Source organism: Streptomyces sp. G45 (genome assembly GCF_049542095.1).
Lineage (GTDB): Bacteria > Actinomycetota > Actinomycetes > Streptomycetales > Streptomycetaceae > Streptomyces.
This window is the reverse complement of the sequence record NZ_JBMUZU010000001.1, coordinates 7606846-7632123: the sequence shown is the minus strand read 5'-3', so window position 1 is coordinate 7632123 and position 25278 is coordinate 7606846. Positions and strand designations below refer to the sequence as shown.

Below are 25278 nucleotides of genomic sequence, written 5' to 3'. Positions count from 1 at the left end.
CAGGCGCCTGAGTGCGGAAAGGCCCGCGGGGCGCGCCGCGCCGTCATGTCTCCCCGTCACATGACAGTGCGTCGCGCCCTGAACTACCATGTGCCATCGGCGCGTTGGGGGGACGCCGCCCGCGTGCGAACGGCGAGTGCGCCCGGGAGGCGGATGTGATCACGGCGGAGCGCCCGCACCAGTCGGAGGCGGTCGAGCAGTCCGACTCCGACATCCTGGTCCCGCGCCGCACCCATCCGCTCACGGACACCGGCGGCAACCCGCACACCGAAGACCGCGCCGTCGTCCCGCCCGACGCCGTGGCCGCCGCCACCACGATCGACGCGCCGCCCTCCTTGGACAACCTCCCGCAGGGCCCCACCGACGCCTTCGTCGGCCGCGGCGGCGCCCTGGACGGCATCCGGCGCGCGCTCGAAGCGGGCGAGGGCGTCATCAGCCAGCCGCAGACCCTGCACGGCCTGGGCGGCGTCGGCAAGACCGCCCTCGCCCTGCACTACGCGCGCACGCGCCGCCCCGACTACCGCCTCATCTGGTGGATCGTCGCCGACAGCCGCGAGCAGATCGACGCCGCCCTCGCCGACCTGGCCGTCTTCCTCCACCCGGGCTGGGCCCTGACCGCCCTGCCGAGGCAGCAGACGGAGTGGGCCCTGCTGTGGCTCCAGGCGCACCGCGACTGGCTGCTGATCTTCGACAACGCCGAGGCCCCCGCCGACCTCAACCCCTACCTGGGCCGCCTGCACGGACACGGGCACCAGCTCGTCACCAGCCGCCGCGCCGACGGCTGGCACACCGCCGCCCACCCGCTGCGCCTGGACGTGCTGGCGTCCGACGCGTCGGTCAACCTGCTGTGCGGCCTGGCCCTGCCGGGCCGCGAGCCGACCCGCGAGCAGCGCCGGGAGGCCGCCGAACTGGCCCTGGACCTCGGCCACTTACCGCTCGCCCTCGCCCAGGCGGGCGCCTACCTGCGCCAGACCGGCACCTCCTTCGCCGCGTACCGCGCCCTGCTGACCCAGTCGCCCGGCACGGTCCTCGACGCCCTCGCGGCGCCGGACGACGCCAGCCGCACCATCGCCCGGATCTGGCGGGCCACGCTGCGCGCCGTCGACCGGACCGACCCGCTGGCGGCGACCCTCCTGCACACCCTGGCGTGGTACGCGCCCGAGGCCGTCCCCCGCGACGCCCTGACCCCGCTGGCGAGCGCGGACCCCGCCGCCGTCGAGCACGGCGAGCCGCCCACCGGCCCTCCGCCGCCCCCGGCCACCGCCGCCGACATCGACCGCGCCCTGCGGCTGCTCGCCGAGTACAACATGATCACGCTCACCGGCCAGGACGTCACCGTCCACCGCCTGGTGCAGAAGGTCCTGCGCGCCCCCGCGCCCGGAGCCGACGCGGCGGACTCCCGGCACCGCTCACGGCTCGAGACGGGCCGCGCCTGGGCCGAGGCGGCGATGGCCCGCGCGCTGCCCGAAGGGCCCCGCACCGACCGCGCGGCCCAGGCGCGCTGGCAGGCGCTGCTCCCCCACATCGCGGCGCTGGCCGCCACCCGCCCGCCGCGGCCGTGGCCGCGCGAGGCGACGGTTCTGCTGTACGAGCGCGCGGCGCGGGAGCTGATCGAGCGCGACCAGCGGCTCCTCGCCATCCCCCTCCTCGAAGCCGTGGTGGACGGCTTCACGCGCCTGCGGGGACGCGAGCACGCCCACACCCTCGACAGCCGGGACGCCCTCGCCGACGCGCAGAGCAGGGAGGGCGACCCCCGCCGGGCCGTGGAGCTGTGCCGCGCGCTGATCGCCGACCGGCGGCGGGTGTGCGGGCCCGACGACCCGGCCACCCTGGCCAGCCGCCACACCTACGCGCACGCGCTGCGCAAGGCCGGTGACCACCGGGCGGCGGCCGAGGAGTTCACGGCGGTCGCCGAGGACCGGGCCCGGGTGCTCGGCGCGGACCACCGCGACACGCTCGCCAGCCGGGACGGCCTCGCCTACGCCCTCCAGCTGGCCGGAGACCACCGGCGGGCCGTCACCGCGTACGAGGCCGTGGTCCACGACCGCACCCGGCTCTTCGGCCCGGACGACCCGTCCACGCTGACCAGCCGCAACAGCCTCGCCTACGCCTGCCGCTCGGCGGGCGACCACCGTCGGGCCATCGCCCTGTACGAGGCGGCCATCGCGGACCGCACCCGGGTGCTCGGGCCCGACCACCCGGACACCCTCACCAGCCGGGGCTGGCTGGCCCACGCCCAGCGCGTGGCGCAGGACCACGCGGCGGCCGTCGCGGGCTTCACCGCGATCGTGGCCGACCGCACGCGCGTCCAGGGCGAGGACCACCCGGACACCTTCGACAGCAGGGCCGACCTCGCGTACGCGCGCCAGTGGTCCGGGGACCCGGCGGCCGCCGTGCGGGAGCTGGACACCCTGGTCGCGGACCGCTCACGGGTGCAGGGCGCGGACCACCCCGCCACGCTCGACGCCCGCGAGCTGCTGGCGTCCGCGTGCGGCTCCGACGGCGACCACCGGCGCGCGGTCGCCCTGTACGAGGGCGTGGCCGCGGACCGCGCGCGGATCCAGGGCGCCACGCACCCCGACACCCTCCAGGCCCGCGACGAACTCGCCGACGCCTACAGCGAGGCCGGAGACCACGCCCGCGCCGTCCGCCACGCCCTCGCCTCGGTGTCCCGCCGCGGACGGACCCAGGGCACCGACCACCCGGCGACGCTCCAGGCGCGGCTCGACGTGGCCTACGCCCACCGCCTGGCGGGCGACCACGCGCGGGCCCTCACCTGGTGCGAGCGGGTCGTCGCGGACGCGACCCGGCTCCTGGGCGCCGACCACCACGACACGCTCAACGGCCGCCGCCAACTGGCGCTCATCCGGCGCCTCGCCCGCGACCACGCTGCGGCCGTACCGGAGTTCGCGGCCCTGGTGGCCGACCGCACCCGCGTCCAGGGCCCGGACCACCCCGCCACGCTGAACGCGCGCTCCGACCTGGCCTACGCCCGCGACCTCGCGGGCGACAGGGCCGGTGCGGTGCGCGGCTTCGAGGAGCTGCTCGCGGACCGCGTCCGGCTGCTCGGCCCCAACCACCCGGACGTCCTCAACACCCGGTCCTGGCTGGCCCTCGCCTGCCGCCACGCGGGCGCCCACCGCCGGGCGATCACGCTGTACGAGGAACTCCTCGCCGACCGCGTCCGCCTCCAGGGCCCCCGGCACCGGGACGTCCTCTCCGGCCGCGAGATGCTCGCCCTCGCCTGGACCGCCGAGGGCGACCACCGCCGGGCCGCGGAACTGCTCGGCGAGGTGGTCGCGGAGCGCACCGAGGCGCAGGGCGCGGACCATCCGCAGGTGCTCAACGCCCGCTTCAACCGCGCCACCGCCTTCCGGTCGGCCGGAGACCACCCGTGGGCCGTCGCCCTGTACGAGCAGCTGGTCGACGACTACGCCCGCGTCCTCGGCCGGGACCACCTGGACACGCTGGGCTGCCGCAACGGCCTCGGCTTCGCACGCCAGTTGGCCGGTCAGCACGAGAGCGCGGTGCGGGACATGGAGGCGCTGGTCGCCGACCGCGAGCGCGTCCAGGGCCCGGACCACCCGACGACGCTGGTCAGCCGCGCGAACCTCGCCTACGCCTGCCGCGACGCCGGTGACCACGCCCGCGCCCTGCGGCTCTACGAGGAAGCGATCTCCGACTGCGTGCGGGTGCACGGCCCCGACCACCCCACCACGCTCACCCGCCGTGAGGACCTCGCCGACACCTGCTGCGCGGCCCGGCAGTTCGCCCGGGGCGTCCGGCTCTACCAGGAGCTGCTCAACGACCGGCGCCGCGTGCAGGGCGCGGACCACGTGAGCACCCTGCTCACCCGGGAGCTGCTGGCCCAGGCGTGGCTGAACGCGCGGCAGTACCGCGACGCCCTGCGGGAGTTCGAGGCGCTGGTCGCCGACCGCGTCCGCGTCCAGGGCCCGGACCACCCGGCCGCCCTGAACAGCCGCGCGAACCTGGCCCGCACCTGCCGCCTCTCGGGCGACCACCGCCAGTCCGTGCCCCGCTACGAACAGCTGGTGCGCGACCGCACCCGGATCTACGGCCCGGACCACCCCTGCGTGCGCATCGCCCGCTGGAACCTGGCCGTCGCCCTGCGCGCCGCCAAGGACTACCGCCGGGCGATCCCCCTGTACGAGCAGGTGGTCGACGACTACGCACGCGCCTGCGGCCCGGAGCACCTGGACACGCTGGCCTGCCGCAACGGCCTGCACTACGCCCGGCAGCTGGCCGGTCAGCTCCAGGAGGCCGTGCGGGACCGGGAGGCCATGGTCGCCGACCGGGTCCGCCTCCACGGCCCGGACCACCCCACGACGCTGGTCAGCCGGGGCAACCTCGCCCACGCCTGCCACAACGCGGGCGACCACGCCAGGGGCGTACAGCTGCACGAGGAGCTGCTCGCCGACTGCGTCCGCGTCCACGGCCCGGACCACCCGACCACGCTCCAGCAGCGGGTGTACGTCGCCGACGCGCACGTCTTCGCGGGCGCGCACCACCGCGCGGTCGCCCTGTACGAGGACCTGGTCGCCGACCACGAGCGGGTCCTCGGCCCCGACCACCCCGACACCCTCGACGTCCGGCGCTGGCACGCCTGGGCCTGGCAGTGCGCCGGGGACTACAGGCGGGCCATCCCCCTGTACGCGGCGGTCCTGGCGGACCACACGCGCGTCCACGGCCCGGACCACGTCGACACCCTCGCCTGCCGCAACGCGCTCGGCCACGCCCGGCAGCTGGCCGGTCGGCACGAGGACGCGGTGCGGGACATGGAGGCCCTGGTCGCCGACCGCACGCGCCTCCAGGGCCCGGACCACCCCTCGACCCTGGCCAGCCGCGGCAACCTCGCCTACGCCCTGCGCGGCGCGGGCGACCACGCCCGCGCCATCCGGATCTACGAGGACGTGGTCGCCGACCGGGCCCGCGTGCTCGGCGCCGACCACGACACCACCCTCGCCTCCCGCAGCGCCCTGGCCCTCGCCCTCGCCACGGCGCTCGGCGGATCCCCCGGGCCCGCCGTGTCCCTGTGCGAGACGCTCGTCGAGGACCACGCCCGCGCGTTCGGCGCCGAGCACCCCGCGACCCTCTTCAGCCGCGAGCGCCTGGCCTACGCCTGCCTCCTGGCGGGCGACCCGCACCGGGCGATCGCCCTGTTCGAGGCCGTCATCGCCGACCGCTCCCGGATCGTCGGCCTCGGCCTCCCGGACACGGCGGACGGCGTCGCCGAGGCGCACGAGCAGGGCCGGGCCGCCCTGGCGACGGTGACCGCGTGCGCGGAGCGCATGCAGGACCAGGGCCACCCCACCGCCATCGACGCGCTCGCCAGGGCGTACGGCGAGGCGGGCGACTGGTCCCGGGCCGCGGAGCTGTACACGGCAGTCGCCGCCGGGCGCGGCGAGGTCCAGGGCGACGCCCACCCGGACACGCTGGAGAGCCGCACCGGGGCGGTCCTGGCGCGGGCGGCGGCCGGGGACGTGCCGGGGGCGTCCGCGGCGGCGGCGCGGCTGCTCGCGGACTGGGAGCGGACGCTCGGCCCCGACCACCCGCGGGTCCGGTCGGTCCGGCGGCAGCTGGCGGCGCTGCGGTCCTCGTGGGCGCTGCGGCTGCGGCTGCTCGACGACGAGGTGCGGGCCGGGGAGCCGGTCCGGGTGGAGGTCAGGGTGGAGCAGTACGGCGCGGCGCCCGCGCCGGAGCTGCCGGTGCTGCTGCTGGTCGCCGCCGCCCGCTCGGCCGCCACGGTGGAGCCGCCCGTCGCGGAGTACGTGCCGGGGGACGACCCGCCGGTCTTCACCTTCACGGCCGCCGAGCCCGGCGCGCACCGCCTGCGGTTCACGGTGTACGACCGGGACTTCGGGGTCGCGCTCCAGGACGTGGAGACCAGCGTCGACGCGGAGGCCCCCGCCCTTGACGCAGCCGAGCCCGGGAGGAACTGAGCAGGTGGCCAGAGAGCTCGTCGCGGACGTGATCCACAACCCTTCGCTCGACTTCACGGCCATGCCGCCGCGGCAGCACAGACCGGACAGCCAGGTCCGCGCCAAGGAGCCGCTCGACCTGCTGGTGAGCCTGAGGCAGAACGGCCCCGACCGCCTGCACCTCACGGCCCTGGTGCCCGCGCGGCGCACGCCGAAGAACGGCCTGCCGCAGGCCTACCTGACGGTGTCGGCCACGGAGGTCCTCCAGATGGCGGCGCGGCTGCGCGCGGTCTGGCGGGACCAGCTCGTGCACCACCAGGTGTGCGACGCGGACGGGATGCCGCTCGGCGGCTATCCGTTCAGCGACGCGGTGGACCTGTCGGCGGACACCGAGCACGCCGCGGCCTCCCGGCGCCTCGCGGACGACCTCGCCGACGAGGGGCGGCACTTCCTGGAGCGGCTGCTCGCGGGCCCGGACCGGCAGCTCGCCGTGGTGCGGGAGCTGCTGCTCGACGCGCTGGTCAGCGAGGAGGGGCTGCGCGTCAACTTCGACTCGGACCTGCACCTGCCCTGGCCGATGCTCGCCGTGGAGCCGCCGGACGCCACGGAGCCCTGGCACGGCTTCCTCGGCTACCGCCACCAGGTCGAGCAGACCGGGGACGCCCTGGACGCCTACCCCGCGTCGCAGAGCCGGGCACTCAGCCACGCGCTGCCCGTGACCAGCCTCAACACCGATTCCACGCTGGACAACATCGGCCGCGCCCCCGAGGTGCGCAAACTCCTCGAGGAGCGCTCCCGGCTCACCGTACGCACCGAGTCGCGGGCGTTCCTCGACGACCTGGCCGCGCCGGTGCTGCACGACGACGTCATGTACTTCTGGTGCCACGGCGCCTTCGTCGACAACGGCTCGCCGCAGCCGCACCTGGCCGTCCGGCTCTCCGACGACCGGCCGATCGACGCCGAGCTGGTCCTGCGCAAGCGCCGTCGCCACCAGGGGTCCACGGACGCGCTCTTCCACCCCTTCGTGCTGCTGAACGCCTGCCACACGGGCCAGACGTCCCCGGAGCCCGGGCTCAAGCACCTCGGGGGCGTCCTGGTGCGGCTGGGGGCCGACGGGGTGCTCGGGCCGCAGATCGAGATCCCGCAGCTGTTCGCGTCCGAGTACGCGTTCGCGTTCCTCGACCGCTATCTCAGCGGGGCGTCCACGGCGGGCGAGATCGCCATGGACCTGGTCCGGCACTACACCGACGACCTGCGCAACCCGCTGGCCCTGACCTACTCCCTGTACTGCGGCATCGACAGCAGGCTGGAGACCGCGCTGTGACCCGGCCCGCGCCCGCCGCCGCCCGGGGCGGCCCGGCCCCGGTGCCCGCCGTCCTCCACCTGGACGAGCGGGGGCGACTGCGCGCGTCCGCGACGGGCGCCCCCGTCCGCCCGGACCGCGTCGCCGAGCACCTGTCCCGCGTGCTGCGCGTCCCGGACCGGGCGACCGACCTGTATGTGTACGTCCACGGCTGGCAGACCGCCCCGGACAGCGCCGTGCGCAGCGCGACCCGGCTGCTGCGCGGGGCGCACGCGCTCGCCTCGGCGCGACCGGGCCTGTACGCGGGGCTCGCCGGGGGCTACCAGCCGTGGTGCGTGGTGGTGTGCTGGCCCTCCTCCAGCCTGCCGAGCCTGGCCGGGTACCGCCGCGTCCGGGACCGCGCGCACGCGATGAGCGCGCCCGGCACCGGGCACGCCGCGCACGTCATCGGCCATCTCCTCGGCTATCTGGACGCCCACCGGACGGACCCGGCCGACCCGAGGGTCCTGGCCAACCGCAACGGGCAGTACCTGCACCTGGTGGGGCACTCCTTCGGCGGCCGGTTCCTGTGCGAGGCCGTGCAGTGGGCGGCCGATCCGCCCGGCGGGCCGCGGGTCCTGGGCTGGAGCACCCCGGTGGACCCGCGGCGCCCGTTCACCGTGGACAGCGCCCTGGTCTTCCAGATGGCGGCGCCCCGCGACAGCTTCGACGCGCTGTTCCCCGCGCTGTTCCGGCAGGACGGGCGGCCCGCCGCGCCGCTGCGGGGCCCCCTGGTCCTGACGCACTCCCGGTGGGACCGCGCCACGGGCTTCTGGCACCTGCGGGCGGAGGCCGCGCCGGGCATCGGCCACTCCGGCGCGGGCACGGCGCCGGTGCCCCAGTTCTCCACCCAGCTCCTCGCCGTCGACGAGCCGTACCGGCGGCAGGTCCTCGACCACCGGATCGTGAACGTCGACGCGGGCTGGCGCTTCCGCGGCGGCCGGACGGCCCGCCTGTCCCCCGCGGGCGCGCACTCCGACTTCCACCACCCCGAGTCCTCGCACCTGCTGCTCAGCCTCTCCGCGCTGTCCCGCTGAGCGGCCCCCACCTGCGGCGATCAGATAGGCGAACACCGGTCACGGGCACGTCCGAGGGCACCGCACCGGCACGGCCCGGGCGGACGTCGCACTTATGTCGCATTAACATGTCGACGCTGATCGTTCCCGCGCACAGAAAGCGAACTCACCATGGACCTCGGCGTGCGCTGGAAGCTGCACGGCGACGGGCGGACGCCCGCGCCAGGGGCGGTCGTCCGCCCCGACGAACGGCTCTCGTGGCCCCGCACGTTCGGGCTCGGCGCCCAGCACGTGGTGGCGATGTTCGGGGCGTCGTTCGTCGCCCCCGTCCTCATGGGCCTGGACCCGAACCTCGCGATCATGATGTCCGGCGTCGCGACCGTGATCTTCCTGCTGGCCACGCGCGGCCGGGTGCCCAGCTACCTCGGCTGCTCGCTGTCCTTCGTGGGCGTGGCCGCGGTGATCCGGGCGCAGGGCGGCTCCAGCGCGACGGTGACGGGCGCGGTGTTCGTGGTGGGCGCGGCGCTGTTCGTGGTGGGCCTCGCCGTGCAGCGGTTCGGGGCGCGGATCATCCACGCCGCGATGCCGCCGATCGTCACCGGCGCGGTCGTGATGCTGATCGGCTTCAACCTGGCACCGGTGACGGCGGCGACGTACTGGCCGCAGGACCAGTGGACGGCGCTGCTCGTGATGCTGTTCACCGGTCTGGCCGTGGTGTGCCTGCGCGGTTTCTGGTCCCGGGTGGCGATCTTCCTCGGCCTGGTCTTCGGCTACGCCCTGTCCTGGGTGCTCGACTCGGTCTTCGGCAAGATCCACTCGGCGGACGGCTCCGGGAAGGTCACCGACCACTGGCGCCTGGACTTCTCGGCGGTCGGCGACGCGGACTGGATCGGCCTGCCCTCCTTCCACGCCCCGAGCTTCGAGTGGTCGGCGATCCTGGTCGCCCTGCCCGTCGTGATCGCGCTCGTCGCCGAGAACGCGGGCCACGTCAAGGCCGTCGGCGAGATGACCGGCGACGACCTGGACGGCAAGCTCGGCACCGCGATCTCAGCGGACGGCGCGGCGTCCATGCTGTCCACGGCCGTCGGGGGGCCGCCCAACACGACGTACTCCGAGAACATCGGGGTCATGGCCGCGACCCGGGTCTACTCCACCGCCGCGTACTGGGCGGCGGCCGCGTTCGCCCTGCTCTTCGGGCTCTGCCCCAAGTTCGGGGCGGTCGTCGCCGCGATCCCCGGCGGCGTGCTCGGCGGGATCACCGTCATCCTGTACGGCATGATCGGGCTGCTCGGCGCGCAGATCTGGATCAACGCCAAGGTCGACCTGCGCAACCCGCTGAACCTGGTCCCCGCGGCGGCGGGCATCATCATCGGCGTCGGCAACGTCTCCCTGAAGTTCACCGACAACTTCTCCCTGAGCGGCATCGCCCTCGGCACCATCGTGGTCATCACCGGCTACCACGTGCTGCGCGCCCTCGCGCCCGCGCACCTGAAACGCCAGGAGCCCCTCCTGGACGCCGGGACGTCGTCGTACGACGACCGGGCCTAGCCCTCGCGGGGCGCCCCGGCGGGGACACCGGCGTAACCCGATCCGGGGAAGGCGCCGCCCGGCGCCCCCACGGGCGGCGGCCCGGCTGGGACCCTGCCCCCATGGCGACGCAGTCGAAGTCGAAGAGTGTGGACGAGGTAACGGCACGCATGCGCGCCCTTGACGCGCGCTGGCCCCGCCAGGACGGCGTCGCCGTCTTCAACCGCGTGTACCTGACGGTGACCCAGGAGGTCGGCCACCACGTCGTCGGCGGCGCGTTCCCGGACACCGTGGCCGCCGTCACCCTGGACGTCCGCTTCGCGGAGCACTACCTCGCGGCGGTGGACGCCGTGGCCGCCGGACGGCGGCCCCCCTCCTGCTGGCGCCCCCTGTTCCAGCTGCGCCGCCACCCGGGCGTCCGCCCGCTCCAGTTCGCGTTCGCGGGCATCAACGCGCACATCGGGCACGACCTGGCGCTCGCCGTGGTGGACGCCTGCCGGGACCTCGGCTGCGAACCGGCCGACCTGGAGGATGAGTTCGACCGCGTCGGCGACATCCTCGTGGCCCTTGAGGAGCGCGTCCGCGAGGACCTGATGCCCGGGCCCGACCTGCTCCAGGTCGCCGATCCGCTGACGCATCTGCTCGGCGCCTGGAGCCTGGAGCGGGCCAGGGACGCCGCGTGGGCGGCGGCGCGTGCGCTGTGGGCGCTGCGCGGACTCCCGGGCGTCGCCGGGGAGTTCCGCGACCGCCTGGACGGGGCCGTAGGCCTCGCCGGGCGGATGCTGCTCACGCCCCTGCCGGACTGACCCCGGCCGCGCACCGGCCGGGGTCGCGCGGCTCAGTCCTCCGGCAGCTCCACCGGGGCGATCTCGTCGTAGAGGTCGCCGGGGCCGGGGTTCGTCGGGTCGGTCTGGCCGCCGAGGTGGTGCATGACGCCCCACACGGCGTTCAGCGCGGTCGTCACGGCGCCCTCGGCCCACCCGGCCGTCCAGGAGATGTCGTCGCCCGCGAGGAAGATGCCGCGCTTGTCCTCGGGCAGCCGGTCCTGCATGAAGTGCGTGAACAGGCGCCGCTGGTAGCGGTAGTGGCCGGGCAGGTTGGCCTTGAACGCGCCCATGAAGTAGGGCTCGTTCTCCCAGGACACGGTCACCGGGTTGCCGATGATGTGCTTCCTGATGTCGACCTTCGGGTAGATCTCGCCGAGCGACTTGAGCATGACCTCCATGCGCTCGTTGGCCGACAGCGGCAGCCACTTCAGGCTGTCGTCGCACCAGGTGTACGACAGGCAGATGACGGCGGGCTTGTCCGGGCCGTCGTCGAGCAGATAGGTGCCGCGGGTCATGCGGTCGGTGAGCGTCATCGACATGACGTCACGACCGGTCTCCTCGTCCTTGTCCAGCCAGAACGGCCGGTCCACCGGCACGAAGAGCTTGGAGGACTCCATGTAGTGGGTGCGCTCCATCGCCGTCCAGTGGTCGATGGGGAACAGCGAGTCGTCGCACTCGATCTTGGAGAGCAGCATCCAGGACTGCGCGGTGAAGATCGCCGCCTTGTAGGTGCGGATGTCGCCGTTGGCGTCGGTGACGGTGATGTGGTTGCCCGCGGTGCGGTGCAGCCGGGTCACGGCGGGCCGCGGCGCGCCGCCCTCGTGCAGCGACGCCAGCGAGGTGCCCTGCGCCCAGTGCACGATCTTCTGCGGCTCGCGCTCCCACAGGCGCAGCGGCAGCTGCTGGGAGCCGCCGACGATGCCGCGGTGGTGGTCGTCGGCCTCGGTGTAGACGACGCGCAGGATCTCCAGGATGGAGTTGGGGAAGTCGGTGTCCCAGCCGCCGGTGCCGAAGCCGACCTGGCCGAAGATCTCGCGGTGCCGGAAGGACCTGAAGGCCTCGGACTCGCAGAGGAAGCCGTAGAAGGTCTGGTTGTCGAGCTTCTCGACGAGCCGCGCCCAGATCTCGCGGATGCGCGGCACGTCGCGCTCACGCAGCGCGCGGTTCATGTCGGAGAAGTCCGCGCCCTCCTCCAGGCAGTCGTTCCACGCCTGGGCCACGTCACGGTAGACCTGCGGCAGGTCGTCGATGGTCTCGGCGTAGTGCGACTCGCCCTTGAGGTCGACGACGGTCGACGGCGTGGCCTCGGCCAGCGGGTTGGGGAACGGCCGGGTCTTCAGGCCCACCAGGTCGATGTAGTGCTGGAGCGCCGTGGACGACGGCGGGAAGCGCATCGCGCCCATCTCGGCGGTCAGCGACTCGTCGCAGCCCTCGAAGCCGACGGTGCGCAGCCGCCCGCCGATCTGGTCGGCCTCGTACACGACGGGCTTGAGGCCCATCTTCATCAGTTCGTACGCGGCCACGATGCCGGACAGGCCGCCGCCGACGACGGCGACCTCGGTGCCGTGCTCGGTCGCCGGTATCTGGCCGAGCCCGGCCGGGTGCGCGAGGAAGTCGTCGTACGCGTACGGGAAGTCCGGCCCGAACATGGTGATGGGCGGCTGGGCGTCGGTGTGCTGGACGGCGGTGGGCACCGTGGACGTCATGGGGTGCGGACTCCTTGCGGCAAGGTACGAACGGTGGTGCGGGGGGCTCAGATCAGGGAGGCGTACAGACCGGGGCGGCGGACGCGCAGATAGGGGTTGGCCTCGCGGGACGCGGCCAGGAACGCCGGGTCGGCGTCGGCGAACACCAGCTCGTCGCCGCGCCCGGCGCGGACGCGGGCGACGCCGTCGGGTCCGGCGAGCGTGGAGAGCCCGACGAACTCGAACTCCCCCTCCTGGCCGACCCGGTTGACGTACGCGACGTACAGCTGGTTCTCGAAGGCGCGCACCGGCACGACGGACTCGGCGACGAACTGGAAGGGGTGCATCTGCGCCGTCGGCACCAGCAGCAGGTCGGTGCCCGCGAGGGCGTGGGCGCGGACGTTCTCCGGGAACTCCACGTCGTAGCAGATCATCAGGCCGATCCGGACGCCGTCGAGGTCCGCCTGGACGACGGCCTGCTCGCCGGGCGTGAAGTGGTCGCGCTCGAAGCAGCCGAACAGGTGCGTCTTGCGGTAGTTGGCGAGCCGGGCGCCGTCGCGGCCGATCAGCTGGACGGCGTTGAAGACGTGCTCCCCGTCGCGCTCCGGATAGGCGTAGGCGATCGCGAGGCCGTGGCGTACGGCGATGTCGGCGACCGCGCCGGCCGCCTCGCCGTCGGCGGGCTCGGCCAGGCGGGGCACGTCGGCGCCGATCGCGTAGCCGGTCAGGAACATCTCCGGCGTCACCAGGAGCCGCGCCCCGGCCGCGGCGGCGCGGCCCGCGGCCTCGTCCAGGGCCTTGAGGTTGGCGGCGACGGAGCCGGGACGCCCGGAACTCTGGAGCAGGGCGGTGCGCAGCGGCGGCATGGCGGACCTCGGGGACGCGGGGGCGGGGGCGGGTTGAACCGGATAGACCGTACGTTTCGCGGGAGTGACGGGACAAGACACGACCGTTGCGCCCCACCGTGCGATGTGTTGCGCGTACAGCGCCCGTGGCGGCGATTCGTTGCGCGGCGGCGTCAAGGTGGCGTAGGGACGGCGTACGGGGCGCGTCCGCGCGGCGACCGCGTGGTAGCGGGGTCAGCCCTGGGGCGCAGGCGGGCGCCGCGGGGCTCCCCCGCGCGGGGGAAGCGGAGAGCAGCCTTGGGCCCGACGTGCCGGACCCCCGCTCCGGGAGATCGTGAAGCCACCCGGAACGACCGGGCCTCACCACAGACGGAGGGCTTCCCATGAGCCGCATCACCTTCACCCGCTCCAGCACCCGCGCCCTGGCCGTGGGCGCCGCGCTCCTGGTCACCGCGGGTGCGGCGGGCGTGGCCGTCGCGTCGGGCGACGACGTCACGCATCCGGCGCCCGCCGCCAAGGAGCGGGCCGAGCCGCGCGAGGCGGCGGCGCTGACCGGCAAGGCCAAGCTGTTCCGCAAGACGACGGAGGACGTGACGTTCACCTTCGACGCGCACTTGGCCAAGCGGCACAACGGCGACCCGGGCAAGGCGACCGGCACCTTCGAGTTCGTCCACCTGGACCGGCCGGGCGGCGAGGGCGGCTGGGCGAAGGGCCGGATCGACTGCCTCCTGACCGGCGGCAAGGTGGCGTCGGCGACCGGCATCATCACCAAGTCCAACATCAAGAAGATGGTGGGCAGCCGCGTCGGCTTCAGCGTCCACGACCAGGGCAAGAACGACCGTCTCGGCTACAGCTGGGCAGCGATCGGCGGCCCCGACGGCACCAAGAAGCTGACGAAGTGCAATAGCGCGGCTCCCTTCGAGAAGGTCAAGAAGGGCACGGGCGACTTCCACGTGACGCCGTGGAACCCCCCGTACCCCACGAAGTAGCCGCGTGGGCCGCAGGCACTGAAAGGGGCGCGGGGAACTGCGCGACCAGCCACGACGCACCCGCAGCGAAAAGAACTAGGCAGGCGACCCCGAAGAAAACCGCCGCATGAGCGGCGAAAGCACCAGCACCGACTTGGTCCGCTCAACAAATGGCTCCCCCGCAATGCGCTCAAGCACCCGCTCGAAGTGCCTCATATCGGCAGCGAAGACCTGCACGATCGCGTCCGCCTCCCCCGTAACGGTGGAGGCGGACGCGATCTCCGGGTACCGCTCAAGCCCCCGCTGAATCGCCTCCGGCGAGGTATTGCGGCGACAGTAGATCTCGATGAACCCCTCGGTCTCCCAGCCCAGCGCGGCCGGGTCGACGCGGACGGTGAACCCGGTGATCGCTCCGGTGGCCCGCAGCCTGTCCACGCGGCGCTTCACGGCGGGCGCGGACAGGCCGACGAGCTGGCCGATGTCGGCATAGGAGCGGCGGGCGTCCTCGGCGAGGGCGTGCACGATGCGTTCGTCGAGATCGTTCAGTCGCACAGGGGGTCGTTCACTTTTCTGCGTATCGCTTCACGCGAGTCACTTCACTGGGGAGGCCTCCCCGGTGAGGGGCTCGGTCTCCAGACGGGAGCGGCGCATCCCGTACAGGAAGTAGAACACGAGCCCGACGACCATCCAGACACCGAAGACCTTCCAGGTCGCCGCGTCGAGGTTGTACATGTTGTAGGCGCAGAAGCCGAAGCCGAGGACCGGGAAGAGCCAGCCGAGCGGCACCCGGAAGGTGCGCGGCATGTCGGGGCGGGTCCGGCGCAGGACGACCACGGCGATGTTGACCAGGCCGAAGGCGAAGAGCGTGCCGATGCTGGTGGCGTCGACGAGCTTGCCGAGCGGGATGACGGAGGCCAGGGCGCCGCAGAACAGGGACACGATGACGGTGTTCACGCGGGGCGTGCCGGTCTTGCCGCTGACCTTGGCGAAGGTGGTGGGCACGAGGCCGTCGCGGGACATCGCGAACAGCACGCGGGTCTGGCCGTAGAGCACGGTCAGGACGACGCTGGCGATGGAGATGACGGCACCGGCGGCGAGCAGCGTGCCCCAGAAGGTCTGGCCGCTGACGTCGTTCATGATCGCGGTCAGGGACGCCTCGGAGCCCTCGAAGTCCTTCCAGTTCCAGGCGCCGACGGCGACGGCGGCGACCAGGACGTACAGGGCGGTGACGATGACCAGCGAGAGCATGATCGCGCGGGGCAGGTCGCGCTGCGGGTTCTTGGCCTCCTCACCGGCGGTGGAGGCGGCGTCGAAGCCGATGTACGAGAAGAACAGGCTGGCCCCGGCCGCGCTGACCCCGGCGACGCCGAGCGGCATGAAGTCGGAGTAGTTGCCGGACTTGAAGCCCATGAAGCCGACGGCGCAGAACAGCACCAGGGCCGCGATCTTCACGATGACCATGATCGTGTTGGCGCGGGCGGACTCCTTGGCGCCGCCGAGCAGGAAGACCATGGCGAGCAGCACCACGATCAGGCCGGGCAGGTTCATGATCGCGCCGTCGGCCTCGCCGGGCGCCGCGGAGAGGGCGTCCGGGATGGTGACGCCTATGGTGCCGTCGAGCAGTTCGTTCAGGTACTCGCCCCAGCCGACGGCGACGGCCGCGACGGACACGCCGTACTCCAGGACCAGGCACCAGCCGCACACCCAGGCGACCAGCTCGCCCATGGTGGCGTACGCGTACGAGTACGAGGATCCGGCGACCGGGATGGTGCCCGCCAGCTCGGCGTAGGACAGGGCCGAGAACAGGGCGGTGAGACCGGCGATGACGAAGGAGACCGTCACGGCGGGACCGGCCTTGGGGACGCTCTCGCCGAGGACCACGAAGATGCCGGTGCCGAGGGTGGCACCGATGCTGATCATGGTGAGCTGCCACATGCCGAGGCTGCGGCGGAGCGTGCCGCCCTCGCCCTGGCCGCCCTCGGCGACCAGGCGGTCCACCGGCTTGCGCCGCATGATTCGGGTGCCGAGTCCACCGGTGCCCTGGGGGCGGGGGCGGGTCTGCGGGGGTGCGCCCTGGTCGAGCACGGGCTCGCTCCTTATCGCTGCCGGTCAGGGTGGTCGGGAACCACGGCAGCCCGCACCGATCACGGGAACCACCGAGCAGGCAGTCCCCGCCACGCCACGTACAGCGCCAGACTCTAAGCGGTTCCGCTTCTCCGTCGAAATGCAGCAACGTTGCGCACCGGCACATGATCGTTGCGTGAGCACCGAAGGGACGGATCTTTATTGCGCCGTCCCTTTCGTCCGTTGCGTGTCACCCGTTTTGTCCGCTGTGCCGAACGTCGTCCGTTCCCGGTCCCGCCGCCCGCGGCTCGGTCCCCGTACGCCGCCCGTCGGCCGATCCGTATTCCGTTTGTGATCTTCGCGCGGCACGCGCGCGACGCCGACGGCCCCCGCGAGCGAACTCGCGGGGGCCGTCGGTGAGTTGTGCGGAGCCGTCAGCTCCAGCTGGCGTGCAGCGGCTTGCCCTCGGCGTACCCGGCGGCGGACTGGATGCCGACGGTGGCCTTCTCGGCGAACTCCTCCAGGGACGCGGCGCCCGCGTACGTGCAGGAGGAGCGGACGCCCGCGATGATCGAGTCGATCAGGTCCTCCACACCGGGGCGCTCCGGGTCGAGGAACATGCGGGAGTGCGAGATGCCCTCCTCGAACAGCGCCTTGCGGGCCCGGTCGTAGGCGGACTCGTCGGCCGTGCGGTTGCGCACCGCGCGGGCCGAGGCCATGCCGAAGGACTCCTTGTACAGGCGGCCGTTGGCGTCCTGCTGCAGGTCGCCGGGGGACTCGTAGGTGCCCGCGAACCAGGAGCCGATCATCACGTTCGAGGCGCCCGCGGCGAGCGCCATGGCCACGTCGCGCGGGTGGCGGACGCCGCCGTCGGCCCACACGTGCTTGCCGTACTTCTTGGCCTCGGCGGCGCACTCCAGGACGGCGGAGAACTGCGGGCGGCCCACGCCGGTCATCATCCGCGTGGTGCACATGGCGCCGGGGCCGACGCCGACCTTGATGATGTCGGCACCGGCCTCGATGAGGTCGCGCACGCCCTCGGCGGCCACGATGTTGCCCGCGACGATCGGCACCTGCGGGTCGAGGGCGCGCACGGCCTTGACCGCGCTGATCATCGACTCCTGGTGGCCGTGCGCGGTGTCCACGACGAGGGTGTCCACGCCCGCGTCGAGCAGCTGCTTGGCCTTGCCCGCCACGTCGCCGTTGATGCCGACGGCGGCGGCGACGCGCAGCTTGCCGTCGGCGTCGACGGCCGGGGTGTAGAGGGTGGCGCGCAGGGCGCCGGTGCGGGTGAGGATGCCCGCGAGGCGGCCGTCGGCGTCCACGGCCGGGGCGTAGCGGCGGTTGGCGCCGTCCAGCTTGTTGAAGGCGTCGCGCGGGTCGATGTCCGCGTCGAGCAGCAGCAGGTCCTTGGACATGACCTCGGACAGCTGCGTGAAGCGGTCCACGCCCGACAGGTCGGCGTCGGTGACCACGCCGACCGGCCGGTGGTCCTCGTCCACGACGACGCCCGCGTTGTGGGCGCGCTTGGGCAGCAGGGCCAGCGCGTCCGCGACGGTCTGCGTGGGGGCCAGGACGATCGGGGTGTCCAGGACGCGGTGGCGCGTCTTCACCCAGGAGATGACCTCCGTGACCACCTCGATGGGAATGTCCTGCGGAATGACGACGAGGCCGCCGCGGCGGGCGACGGTCTCGGCCATGCGACGGCCCGCGATCGCCGTCATGTTCGCCACGACCAGCGGGATCGTGGTGCCCGTGCCGTCCGGCGAGGCGAGGTCGACGCCCTGGCGGGAGCCGACCGCGGAACGCCTCGGGACCATGAAGACGTCGTCGTACGTCAGGTCGTACGCAGGCTGGATGTCATTGAGGAAACGCACGTGCTGCTCATCCCAGTCGATCAGAGGTGGCCCCCGGACCGGACGGCCGGGGAAAAGCACGTACTTCATTCTCCCATGCCGGACCGGTGACACCTCCTGGGACGATCCCCCAGGCACCCGGTAGCCGCCTGGTGAGATCCTCCAAGCCGCGCCCCACCAGCCGCGGGCGCGCCGCGCCACCGGGCGAGGACGGCGCCGCGGCTCAGCCCGGCGGGCCCAGGACCAGCACGACCTCCAGTGCCGTGGCCGTGCCGCGGCCCTGCTCGACCGCCGCCGCGAAGACCTCCTGCGCGGTCTCCCACTCGTGCGGCGCCGCCTCGGCGTAGTCCCGCCAACCGGACACCAGGATCAGGCGGCCCGGGGCGGGCGGCGCCCAGGACAGGTCCGTGAGGCAGTCCGCCAGCGCGTCCCAGTTGCGCCCGAACCAGTCGGGCAGCGCCAGCGCGGCCGCGCATCGGTCCATGAAGGCGGCCTTGCCGCGCACCCCGCTCAGGTCCAGCGCGACGGTGCTCCAGCCGGTGCCGCGCACGGCGTCGAGCACCGGCGCGAGCGGCCGCCGCCCGGGGCCGCCCGTGTCGTCCGCCGTCATCCCAGCCTCGCCTTCCTCGCCGTACCGCCCGGTCATCTCAGCACCGCCCGGAACGACGCGTAGTGGTCGTCCGTGTAGTACAGCTCGCGCTCCCGGCCGGTGACGAGCCGTCGCGCGCCCCGGTCCCGCTCCCCCGGCGTACGGACGGTGTACTCGTGGTAGTAGCCACGGGCCCGGCGCGGCAGTTCGCCCTCGAAGTTGCCGAAGACCGTGCCGTCCTTGGCGTACGGGAAGGGGCCGCCCCGGTCGATGAGCCGCAGGGTGTGCCGGGCCTCGGCGGGCAGGTCCGCGACCGCCACCGTGCGCATGCCGCGCGCCCAGGCGGGCGTGGACATGGACGGGGACCTGGACGTGGACGGGGACGTGCCGCCGCCCCGGTCACCGGGGTCCTGCTCGGTGCCGCCGCAGCCGGTGAGGAGAGCGGCGAGGCAGACCAGGAGCGCGCACAGCGCGCGGCCACCGACCCGGAAGATCATGCTCCAGATGCTGCCACAGCCCCCGCGCCCGGGCGCGCGCCCAGGTCCGAACGGTCCTCTCCGCCCTCACACCGGCGATCGGCTCCCGCACCGCCCGCGCCCTTCCCGCGCCGCGCCCGGCTCCCGGCCCGCTCAGGCCCCGTCCGGCCGTGGCTCACGCCCCGTCGGGGTCCGCCCGGTCGAGGGCCGGGCGCGGCGCGGTGCCCGCCGTCAGGAGGTGGTCGGCCGCCGCGGTGTCCGTGACCAGGCTGGTGACCAGGCCCGAGCGGAGCACCGCGTCGATCGCGGCGGCCTTGCGCGCGCCCCCGGCGATCGCGACGACCTCCGGGATGCGGCGCAGCCGGTCCGCCTCGACGGTGATACAGCGCTCGCCGAGGTCGCGGCCCACGCGGCGGCCCTCGGCGTCGAAGAGGTGCGCGGACATCTCCGCGGCGACGCCGAGCGAGGCGTAGTGGGCGCGCTCCTCGTCGGTGAGCATGTCGTGCACGGTGGAGATGCCGGGCTCCCAGGAGCCGATGGACACCGCGGCGACGGTCACCTTGTCGAAGTACTCGAAGGCCCGGGCGATCCCCGTCTGGTGGCGCAGCGCGGCGGCGGTGGCCGCGTCCGGCAGCAGCATCGGCGCGTAGATGGGGTGGGCGTCGCCGCCGGAGACCTGGGCGGCGCGGCGGACGGCCTCGACGGAGCCGCGCTCCGCGGTCCCCGCGTCGTACACGCCGGTGAGCTGCACCACCGTGCACGGCGGCAGCGAGTCGAGGGCCGCCGCCATGTGGATGGTGGAGCGCCCCCAGGCGAGGCCGAGGACATCGCCCTCGGTGACCAGCTCGCCGAGCAGCCCCGCCGCGACCTCGCCCAGGTTCTCGGGGTCGGGCGACTCGTCGCTGTCGTCGGCGGGCGTCGGCGACTCGACGACGACGGCGTGCCTGAGGCCGTAGCGGGCGCGCAGCGCGTCGGAGCGCTCGGCGTCCAGCTCCGCGGGCACGCGGATCTCGATGCGGACAAGGTCACGTTCGAGGGCGGTCTCCAGGACCCGCGCCACCTTGAAGCGGCTGACGCCGAACTCCTCGGCGATCTGGATCTTGGACTTTCCCTCTAGATAGAAGCGGCGGGCCATGGCCGCCGCCTGCACCAGCTCCGCGGGTCCCATCCGCATGGCTGACCGACCCGCCGACATGGCCGACACGGCGCTCTCCTCACTGCTGTTCACTGCGTTCGTACACCTGGATTCGCTCGGATTCGCTGTTCATCCTTGCAGATCCGGCGTACTTGATCAGCCCTGCTCGGCCGCGTTCACGTTCCCGTGGCCAAGTGGTGGCTCAGTGGCCGCATGCCCACGCGGCGGACGCCGTGGCCGACTCCGCCTGGGCGCGCAGGGAGCGCACCGCCTGAGCGGGGTCTTCCGCTCCGTACACCGCGGATCCGGCGACGAAGACGTCCGCGCCCGCCTCGGCGCAGCGCTCGATGGTGGAAGCCGAGACTCCGCCGTCGACCTGGAGCCACATCTCAAGGCCGTGCTTGCTGATGAGCTCGCGGGTGCGGCGGATCTTGGGGAGCATGATGTCGAGGAAGGCCTGGCCGCCGAAGCCGGGCTCGACGGTCATGATCAGCACCATGTCCAGCTCGGAGAGCAGGTCCTCGTACGGCTCGATGGGCGTCGCGGGCTTCAGCGCCATGGAGGCGCGGGCGCCCTTGGCGCGGATCTCGCGCGCGAGCCGCACCGGCGCCGCCGCGGCCTCCGCGTGGAACGTGACGGATCCGGCCCCCGCTTCGACGTACTGCGGGGCCCAGCGATCCGCGTCCTCGATCATCAGGTGGCAGTCCAGGGGCGTGTCCGTCGCCCGGGCCAGGGACTCTACGACCGGCACCCCGAGGGTGAGGTTCGGTACGAAGTGGTTGTCCATGACGTCGACATGGAGCCAGTCTGCGCCGTCCACCGCCTTGGCCTCCTCGGCGAGGCGGGCGAAGTCGGCGGACAGGATGCTGGGGTTGATCTGCGCGGCCATGCCTCAAGACTGCCATGTCCCGCGGCCCCGTCCCGCCCCGGTCCGGCCAACTCGCGCACCGGGCCGAAGGCGGCCTCCCGCGCCCCCGCGCCCCGTGCCATGCTGGCGGACCGGCAGCGCGTGGGGCGGCAGGGAGCGGCCATGCCAAGGAAGCCGAAGTCTCGCAGGGCGCGGACGGGGTGGGGGTCCCGCGGGGCCTGGACGGGAGGGAAGGACTACGGGTCCCGGTCGGGCTGGAAGGCCCGCGGGTACCGGACGGGGTGGAAGGCCCGCGGGGCCCGGTCGGAGCGCAAGCGGCGGGCGCACATGGGAGTGGCCCGGCTGGTCTGCGGGCGGCGGACCAAGTGGCTGGTGGTGGTGTTCTGGCTGGTGGTCCTCGTGCTCGCGGCGCCGCTCGCCCAGCGGCTCTCCGACGAGCAGGACAACACGACCTCGTCCTGGGTGCCGCGCTCCGCGGAGTCCACCCAAGTCCTCGACGCCGCCGAGGACTTCAGGCCCGAGACGATGCCCGTCGTGGTCCTGTACGCCCGCGAGGAGGGGCGGCTGACGGCCCGCGACCGGGAGCGCGTCGACGAGGGCGTGCGCGGCCTCAGGCAGCTCCACTCCCACTGGATCCGCGGGGACGAGACCCGCGGCCCCGTCACCGCCGAGAGCGGCGGCGCCGCCCAGGTGTACGTGCCGCTCACCATGAACAACGAGACCTTCAGGGACCTGCCGGACGCCGTCGACGACGTCCGCGACACGGTCGGCGGGAGCGCGGACGGCCTGGACGTGTACATCACGGGCCCGGCCGGGGTGAACGCCGACTCGGTGGCGGCCTTCGCCGAGATCGACTCGACGCTGCTGCTCGCCGCGGGCGCCGTCGTGGTGGTCGCCCTGCTGATCACGTACCGCAGTCCGGTGCTCCTGTTCGTCCCCCTGGTCTCGGTCCTGGTGGCGCTGTACGGCGCGCAGGCCCTGATCTGCCTGCTCGCCCGGCACGCGGACCTGACCGTCAACGGCCAGGCCGCGGGCATCCTCACGGTGCTGGTCTTCGGCGCGGGCACGGACTACGCGCTGCTCCTGGTCGCCCGCTACCGCGAGGAGCTGCGCCGCCACCGGGACCGGCACGAGGCGATGGCCCTGGCGCTGCGCCGGGCGGGACCCGCGGTGATCGCGTCCAGCGCCACCGTCGTCCTGAGCATGCTGGTGCTGCTCACGGCGGAGATGAACTCCACGCGGGGCCTCGGTCCCGTCGCCGCGATCGGCGTCGGGGTCGCGCTGCTGGCGATGCTGTCGCTGTTCCCGGCGCTTCTGGTGGTCTGCGGGCGCTGGCTGTTCTGGCCGAAGGTCCCGCGGTACGGTTCCGCGGACCCGGCGGAGCAGGGCGTGTGGGCGCGCACGGGCCGCCGTATCGCGCGTCGGCCCCGCAGGGTCTGGGTGCTCACCTCGGTGGTGCTCGCCGCCCTGGCCGTCGGCCTGGTGGAGTTGCGGGCGGCGGGCGTCAGCACCGAGGACGCGTTCCTCGACAAGCCCGACTCGGTCCGGGGTCAGGAGGTCACCGCGGAGCACTTCCCCGCGGGCAGCGGCGATCCCGTGGTCGTCGTCGCGAACAAGGCGCGGGACGGCGAGGTCCGGCGCGCCGTGGCGCGGACGCCCGGAGTGAACGGGGACAGCGTCACCGTCCCCCGGGCACCAAGCCCGAGCACGACGGGAAGGTGCTGTTCGAGGCGGTCCTCACCGATCCGTCCGACAGCCGGGCGGCCAAGGACACCGTCGAACGGGTCCGCGAGCGGGTGCACGCCGTGCCGGGCGCGGACGCGAAGGTCGGCGGCGGCACGGCCACGCTGCGCGACATGGACGCGGCGACGGTCCACGACGACAAGCTGGTCATCCCGCTGGTGCTGCTCGTGGTGCTCCTCATCCTGGCGGTCCTGCTGCGCGCGGTCGTCGCGCCCCTGCTCCTGATCGCGACGGTCGTGCTCTCGTTCTCCGCGGCGCTGGGCGTCAGCGCGCTCGTCTTCCGCCACGTCTTCGGCTTCCCCGGCGAGTCCACCGACTTCCCGCTGTTCGTGTTCGTCTTCCTGGTGGCGCTCGGCATCGACTACAACATCTTCCTCACCACCCGCATCCGCGAGGAGGCCCGCCGCCAGGGCACCCACCGGGGCGTCCTCACCGGCCTCGCCGCGACCGGCGCGGTCATCACCTCGGCGGGCCTGGTCCTCGCGGGCACCTTCGCCGTCCTCGGCACCATCAGGATCGTCGCCTTCGTCGAGGTCGGCTTCGCCGTAGCCCTGGGCGTCCTCCTGGACACCTTCGTGGTCCGCTCGATCCTGGTCACGTCCCTGCTCCTGGACACGGGCCCCAAGGCATGGTGGCCAGGCAGGGAATAAGCCCGTCCGGCGGACCACCAAGCCCGTCCGGCGTTTGAGGACGAGCCGCGAAGCGGCAAAAAAAGGGGGGTCCTGGGGCGCAGCCCCTAGTTTCGGGAAGGGGCGGGCCTGGGGCGCCCCGCGAGGGCACCCGAGACCCGCACCCTCACGCACCCCGCCGAATGACCGCCAGATACATCGCGTCGGTGCCGTGCACATGAGGCCACAGCTGAACGTCAGGCCCCTCCCCCAGCCCCGGCACCCCGGGGAACAGCGGCCGCGCGTCGACCAGTTCGGCCCCGCCCCGCTGCTTGAGCACGTCGTCCACCACGGCCCGCGTCTCCGCCAGATGCGGCGAACACGTGGCGTACCCCACTACACCGCCGACCCGCACGGATTCCAACGCGCTGTGCAGCAGCGCACGTTGCAGTGGCGCGAACCCCTCCAGGTCCTCCGGCCGCCGCCGCCACCGCGCCTCGGGCCGCCGCCGCAGCGCGCCGAGCCCCGTGCAGGGCACGTCCATCAGGACGCGGTCGAAGCTGCCGGGCAGCCACGGGGGGCGCGTCCCGTCGGCGGCGATGACCTGGTAGGGACCAGGGTTCCCGGCCAGGGCCCGGGCGACCAGGCCCGCGCGGTGGGGCTGCTTCTCGGAGGCCAGCAGCGTCGCGCCGCGCTCGGCGGCGAGCCCCGCGAGCAACGCGGCCTTGCCGCCGGGCCCCGCGCACCCGTCGAGCCACCGCGTGTCCCGCCCTTCGAGGGGCGCGTTCGCGAGTGCGAGCGCCACGAGCTGGCTGCCCTCGTCCTGCACCCCGGCGTCCCCGGCGCGCACGGCGTCGAGCCTGCCGGGCTCCCCGCCCTCGGTGAGCCTGACGGCGTACGGGGACCAGCGGCCCTCGACGGCCTGCTCCCCGAGCGCGTCGAGCAGCTCACCGGCGGTGCTCCGGCCGGGCCGGGCCACCAGCGTCACCTCGGGCCGCTCGTTGTCGGCCTCCAGCAGGTCCTCGATGCCCGCGCGGCCGCCGCCGAGCGAGTCCCACAGGGCCGAGACGACCCAGCGGGGGTGCGAGTGCACGACGGCCAGGTGGTCCTCGGGGTCCTCGTCGTAGGGCGGGGCGACCTTCGCGAGCCAGCCGTCGAGGTCGTCTTGGGCGACCTTGCGCAGCACGGCGTTGACGAACTTGGCCCGCCCGTCGCCGAGCACCACGCGCGCCAGCTCCACCGACGCCGACACCGCCGCGTGCGAGGGGATGCGCGTGGCGAGGAGCTGGTGCACGCCCATGGCGAGCACGTCGAGGACCGGCGGGTCGACCTCGCGCAGCGGCCGGTCGACGCAGGCCGCGACGATCGCGTCGTACGTGCCCTGCCCGCGCAGCGTGCCGTACACCAGCTCGGTGGCGAGCGCCGCGTCCCGCTGGGCGAAGTCGCCCTTCTCCTGGGCCTTGCGCAGCAGCGGCGGCAGCACCAGGTTCGCGTACGCGTCGCGCTCGTCCACGGCCCGCAGCGCCTCGAAGGCGAGGATCCGGACGGCGTCCTTCTGCGGTCGGCGGTAGGGCTTGCCGGGCTTGCGGGGGCGGCGTGTGGCCTTGTCGTTCAAAGGTGCTCCGCTTAAGGGGTACGAGCGTGGGTGCGCGTCCGGGGGTGTACGCGGGGGTGCGTGTCCGAGGGATACGCGCGGGGTGTGCGCCGGTGTCCGTCGGAGTGCGGCGTACGCCGGACCTCCTCAGCCTACGTCCGCCGGGCCCGGCCGCCCACTCGCCGCCCGCGCCCGG

The 25278-nt window shown here is 73.8% G+C and carries 16 protein-coding genes and 1 pseudogene; 7 read left to right on the top strand and 10 right to left on the bottom strand.

Going from position 1 to position 25278, the window contains the following annotated elements:
• Positions 1–155 precede the first annotated feature (155 nt).
• From fxsT to ACOBQU_RS32395, 5 genes are all read left to right on the top strand, one after another.
• Entirely contained in the window at positions 156–5960 is a 5805-nt protein-coding gene (fxsT, locus tag ACOBQU_RS32415; RefSeq protein WP_423632062.1) for an FxSxx-COOH system tetratricopeptide repeat protein, read from the top strand.
• Between the two features lie 4 nt (positions 5961–5964).
• The gene (locus ACOBQU_RS32410; RefSeq protein WP_423632060.1) at positions 5965–7263 is read left to right on the top strand and encodes a hypothetical protein; all 1299 of its coding nucleotides are present in this window, start codon (positions 5965–5967) and stop codon (positions 7261–7263) included.
• On the top strand, positions 7260–8318 hold the full coding sequence (locus ACOBQU_RS32405) for a hypothetical protein (RefSeq protein WP_423632058.1): 1059 nt from the start codon (positions 7260–7262) through the stop codon (positions 8316–8318). The genes ACOBQU_RS32410 and ACOBQU_RS32405 overlap by 4 nt, the downstream gene beginning before the upstream one ends.
• Positions 8319–8468: 150 nt before the next feature.
• The gene (locus ACOBQU_RS32400; protein WP_423632056.1) at positions 8469–9845 is read left to right on the top strand and encodes a uracil-xanthine permease family protein; all 1377 of its coding nucleotides are present in this window, start codon (positions 8469–8471) and stop codon (positions 9843–9845) included.
• Positions 9846–9946: 101 nt separating this feature from the next.
• A complete protein-coding gene (locus tag ACOBQU_RS32395) occupies positions 9947–10630 on the top strand; it encodes a DUF5995 family protein (protein WP_423632054.1) in 684 nt (227 codons plus the stop codon).
• Positions 10631–10662: 32 nt separating this feature from the next.
• Here the strand turns inward: ACOBQU_RS32395 and ACOBQU_RS32390 are convergent, their stop codons facing one another.
• Together ACOBQU_RS32390 and ACOBQU_RS32385 are read right to left on the bottom strand one after the other, a co-directional pair.
• Positions 10663–12357 carry a flavin monoamine oxidase family protein gene (locus ACOBQU_RS32390; protein WP_423632052.1) on the bottom strand — a complete coding sequence of 565 codons (1695 nt, stop codon included), beginning with the start codon at positions 12355–12357 and terminating at the stop codon, positions 10663–10665.
• Between the two features lie 47 nt (positions 12358–12404).
• A complete protein-coding gene (locus ACOBQU_RS32385; RefSeq protein WP_423632051.1) occupies positions 12405–13202 on the bottom strand; it encodes a carbon-nitrogen hydrolase family protein in 798 nt (265 codons plus the stop codon).
• A 362-nt stretch (positions 13203–13564) separates the two neighbouring features.
• On the opposite strand from ACOBQU_RS32385, the gene ACOBQU_RS32380 reads away from it, so the two are divergent.
• Complete coding sequence (locus ACOBQU_RS32380; protein ID WP_423632049.1) at positions 13565–14170, top strand: Repetin; 606 nt, start codon at positions 13565–13567, stop codon at positions 14168–14170.
• Between the two features lie 75 nt (positions 14171–14245).
• Here the strand turns inward: ACOBQU_RS32380 and ACOBQU_RS32375 are convergent, their stop codons facing one another.
• The 7 genes from ACOBQU_RS32375 to rpe form a co-directional block, all read right to left on the bottom strand.
• Positions 14246–14701 carry an Lrp/AsnC family transcriptional regulator gene (locus ACOBQU_RS32375; RefSeq protein WP_030360443.1) on the bottom strand — a complete coding sequence of 152 codons (456 nt, stop codon included), beginning with the start codon at positions 14699–14701 and terminating at the stop codon, positions 14246–14248.
• 39 nt (positions 14702–14740) lie between these two features.
• Positions 14741–16234 carry an amino acid permease gene (locus ACOBQU_RS32370; RefSeq protein ID WP_423632047.1) on the bottom strand — a complete coding sequence of 498 codons (1494 nt, stop codon included), beginning with the start codon at positions 16232–16234 and terminating at the stop codon, positions 14741–14743.
• A gap of 413 nt (positions 16235–16647) precedes the next feature.
• Positions 16648–18090: a GuaB1 family IMP dehydrogenase-related protein gene (locus tag ACOBQU_RS32365; protein ID WP_423632045.1), complete on the bottom strand. Its 1443-nt coding sequence runs from the start codon at positions 18088–18090 to the stop codon at positions 16648–16650.
• Positions 18091–18292: 202 nt separating this feature from the next.
• Positions 18293–18679 (bottom strand): barstar family protein, encoded by a 387-nt coding sequence (locus ACOBQU_RS32360; RefSeq protein WP_423632043.1) that lies wholly within the window; start codon positions 18677–18679, stop codon positions 18293–18295.
• A gap of 32 nt (positions 18680–18711) precedes the next feature.
• Positions 18712–19155, bottom strand: a complete 444-nt coding sequence (locus ACOBQU_RS32355; protein WP_423632041.1) for a ribonuclease domain-containing protein — start codon at positions 19153–19155, stop codon at positions 18712–18714.
• Between the two features lie 154 nt (positions 19156–19309).
• Entirely contained in the window at positions 19310–20362 is a 1053-nt protein-coding gene (locus ACOBQU_RS32350; protein WP_423632039.1) for a sugar-binding transcriptional regulator, read from the bottom strand.
• Between the two features lie 109 nt (positions 20363–20471).
• Positions 20472–21158 (bottom strand): ribulose-phosphate 3-epimerase, encoded by a 687-nt coding sequence (rpe, locus tag ACOBQU_RS32345; protein WP_423632037.1) that lies wholly within the window; start codon positions 21156–21158, stop codon positions 20472–20474.
• Between the two features lie 306 nt (positions 21159–21464).
• Here rpe and ACOBQU_RS32340 point away from each other — a divergent pair.
• Positions 21465–23530, top strand: a pseudogene (locus tag ACOBQU_RS32340) (MMPL family transporter).
• 145 nt (positions 23531–23675) lie between these two features.
• Here the strand turns inward: ACOBQU_RS32340 and ACOBQU_RS32335 are convergent.
• Positions 23676–25103 (bottom strand): RsmB/NOP family class I SAM-dependent RNA methyltransferase, encoded by a 1428-nt coding sequence (locus ACOBQU_RS32335; protein ID WP_423632035.1) that lies wholly within the window; start codon positions 25101–25103, stop codon positions 23676–23678.
• Between the last annotated feature and the right edge of the window lie 175 nt (positions 25104–25278).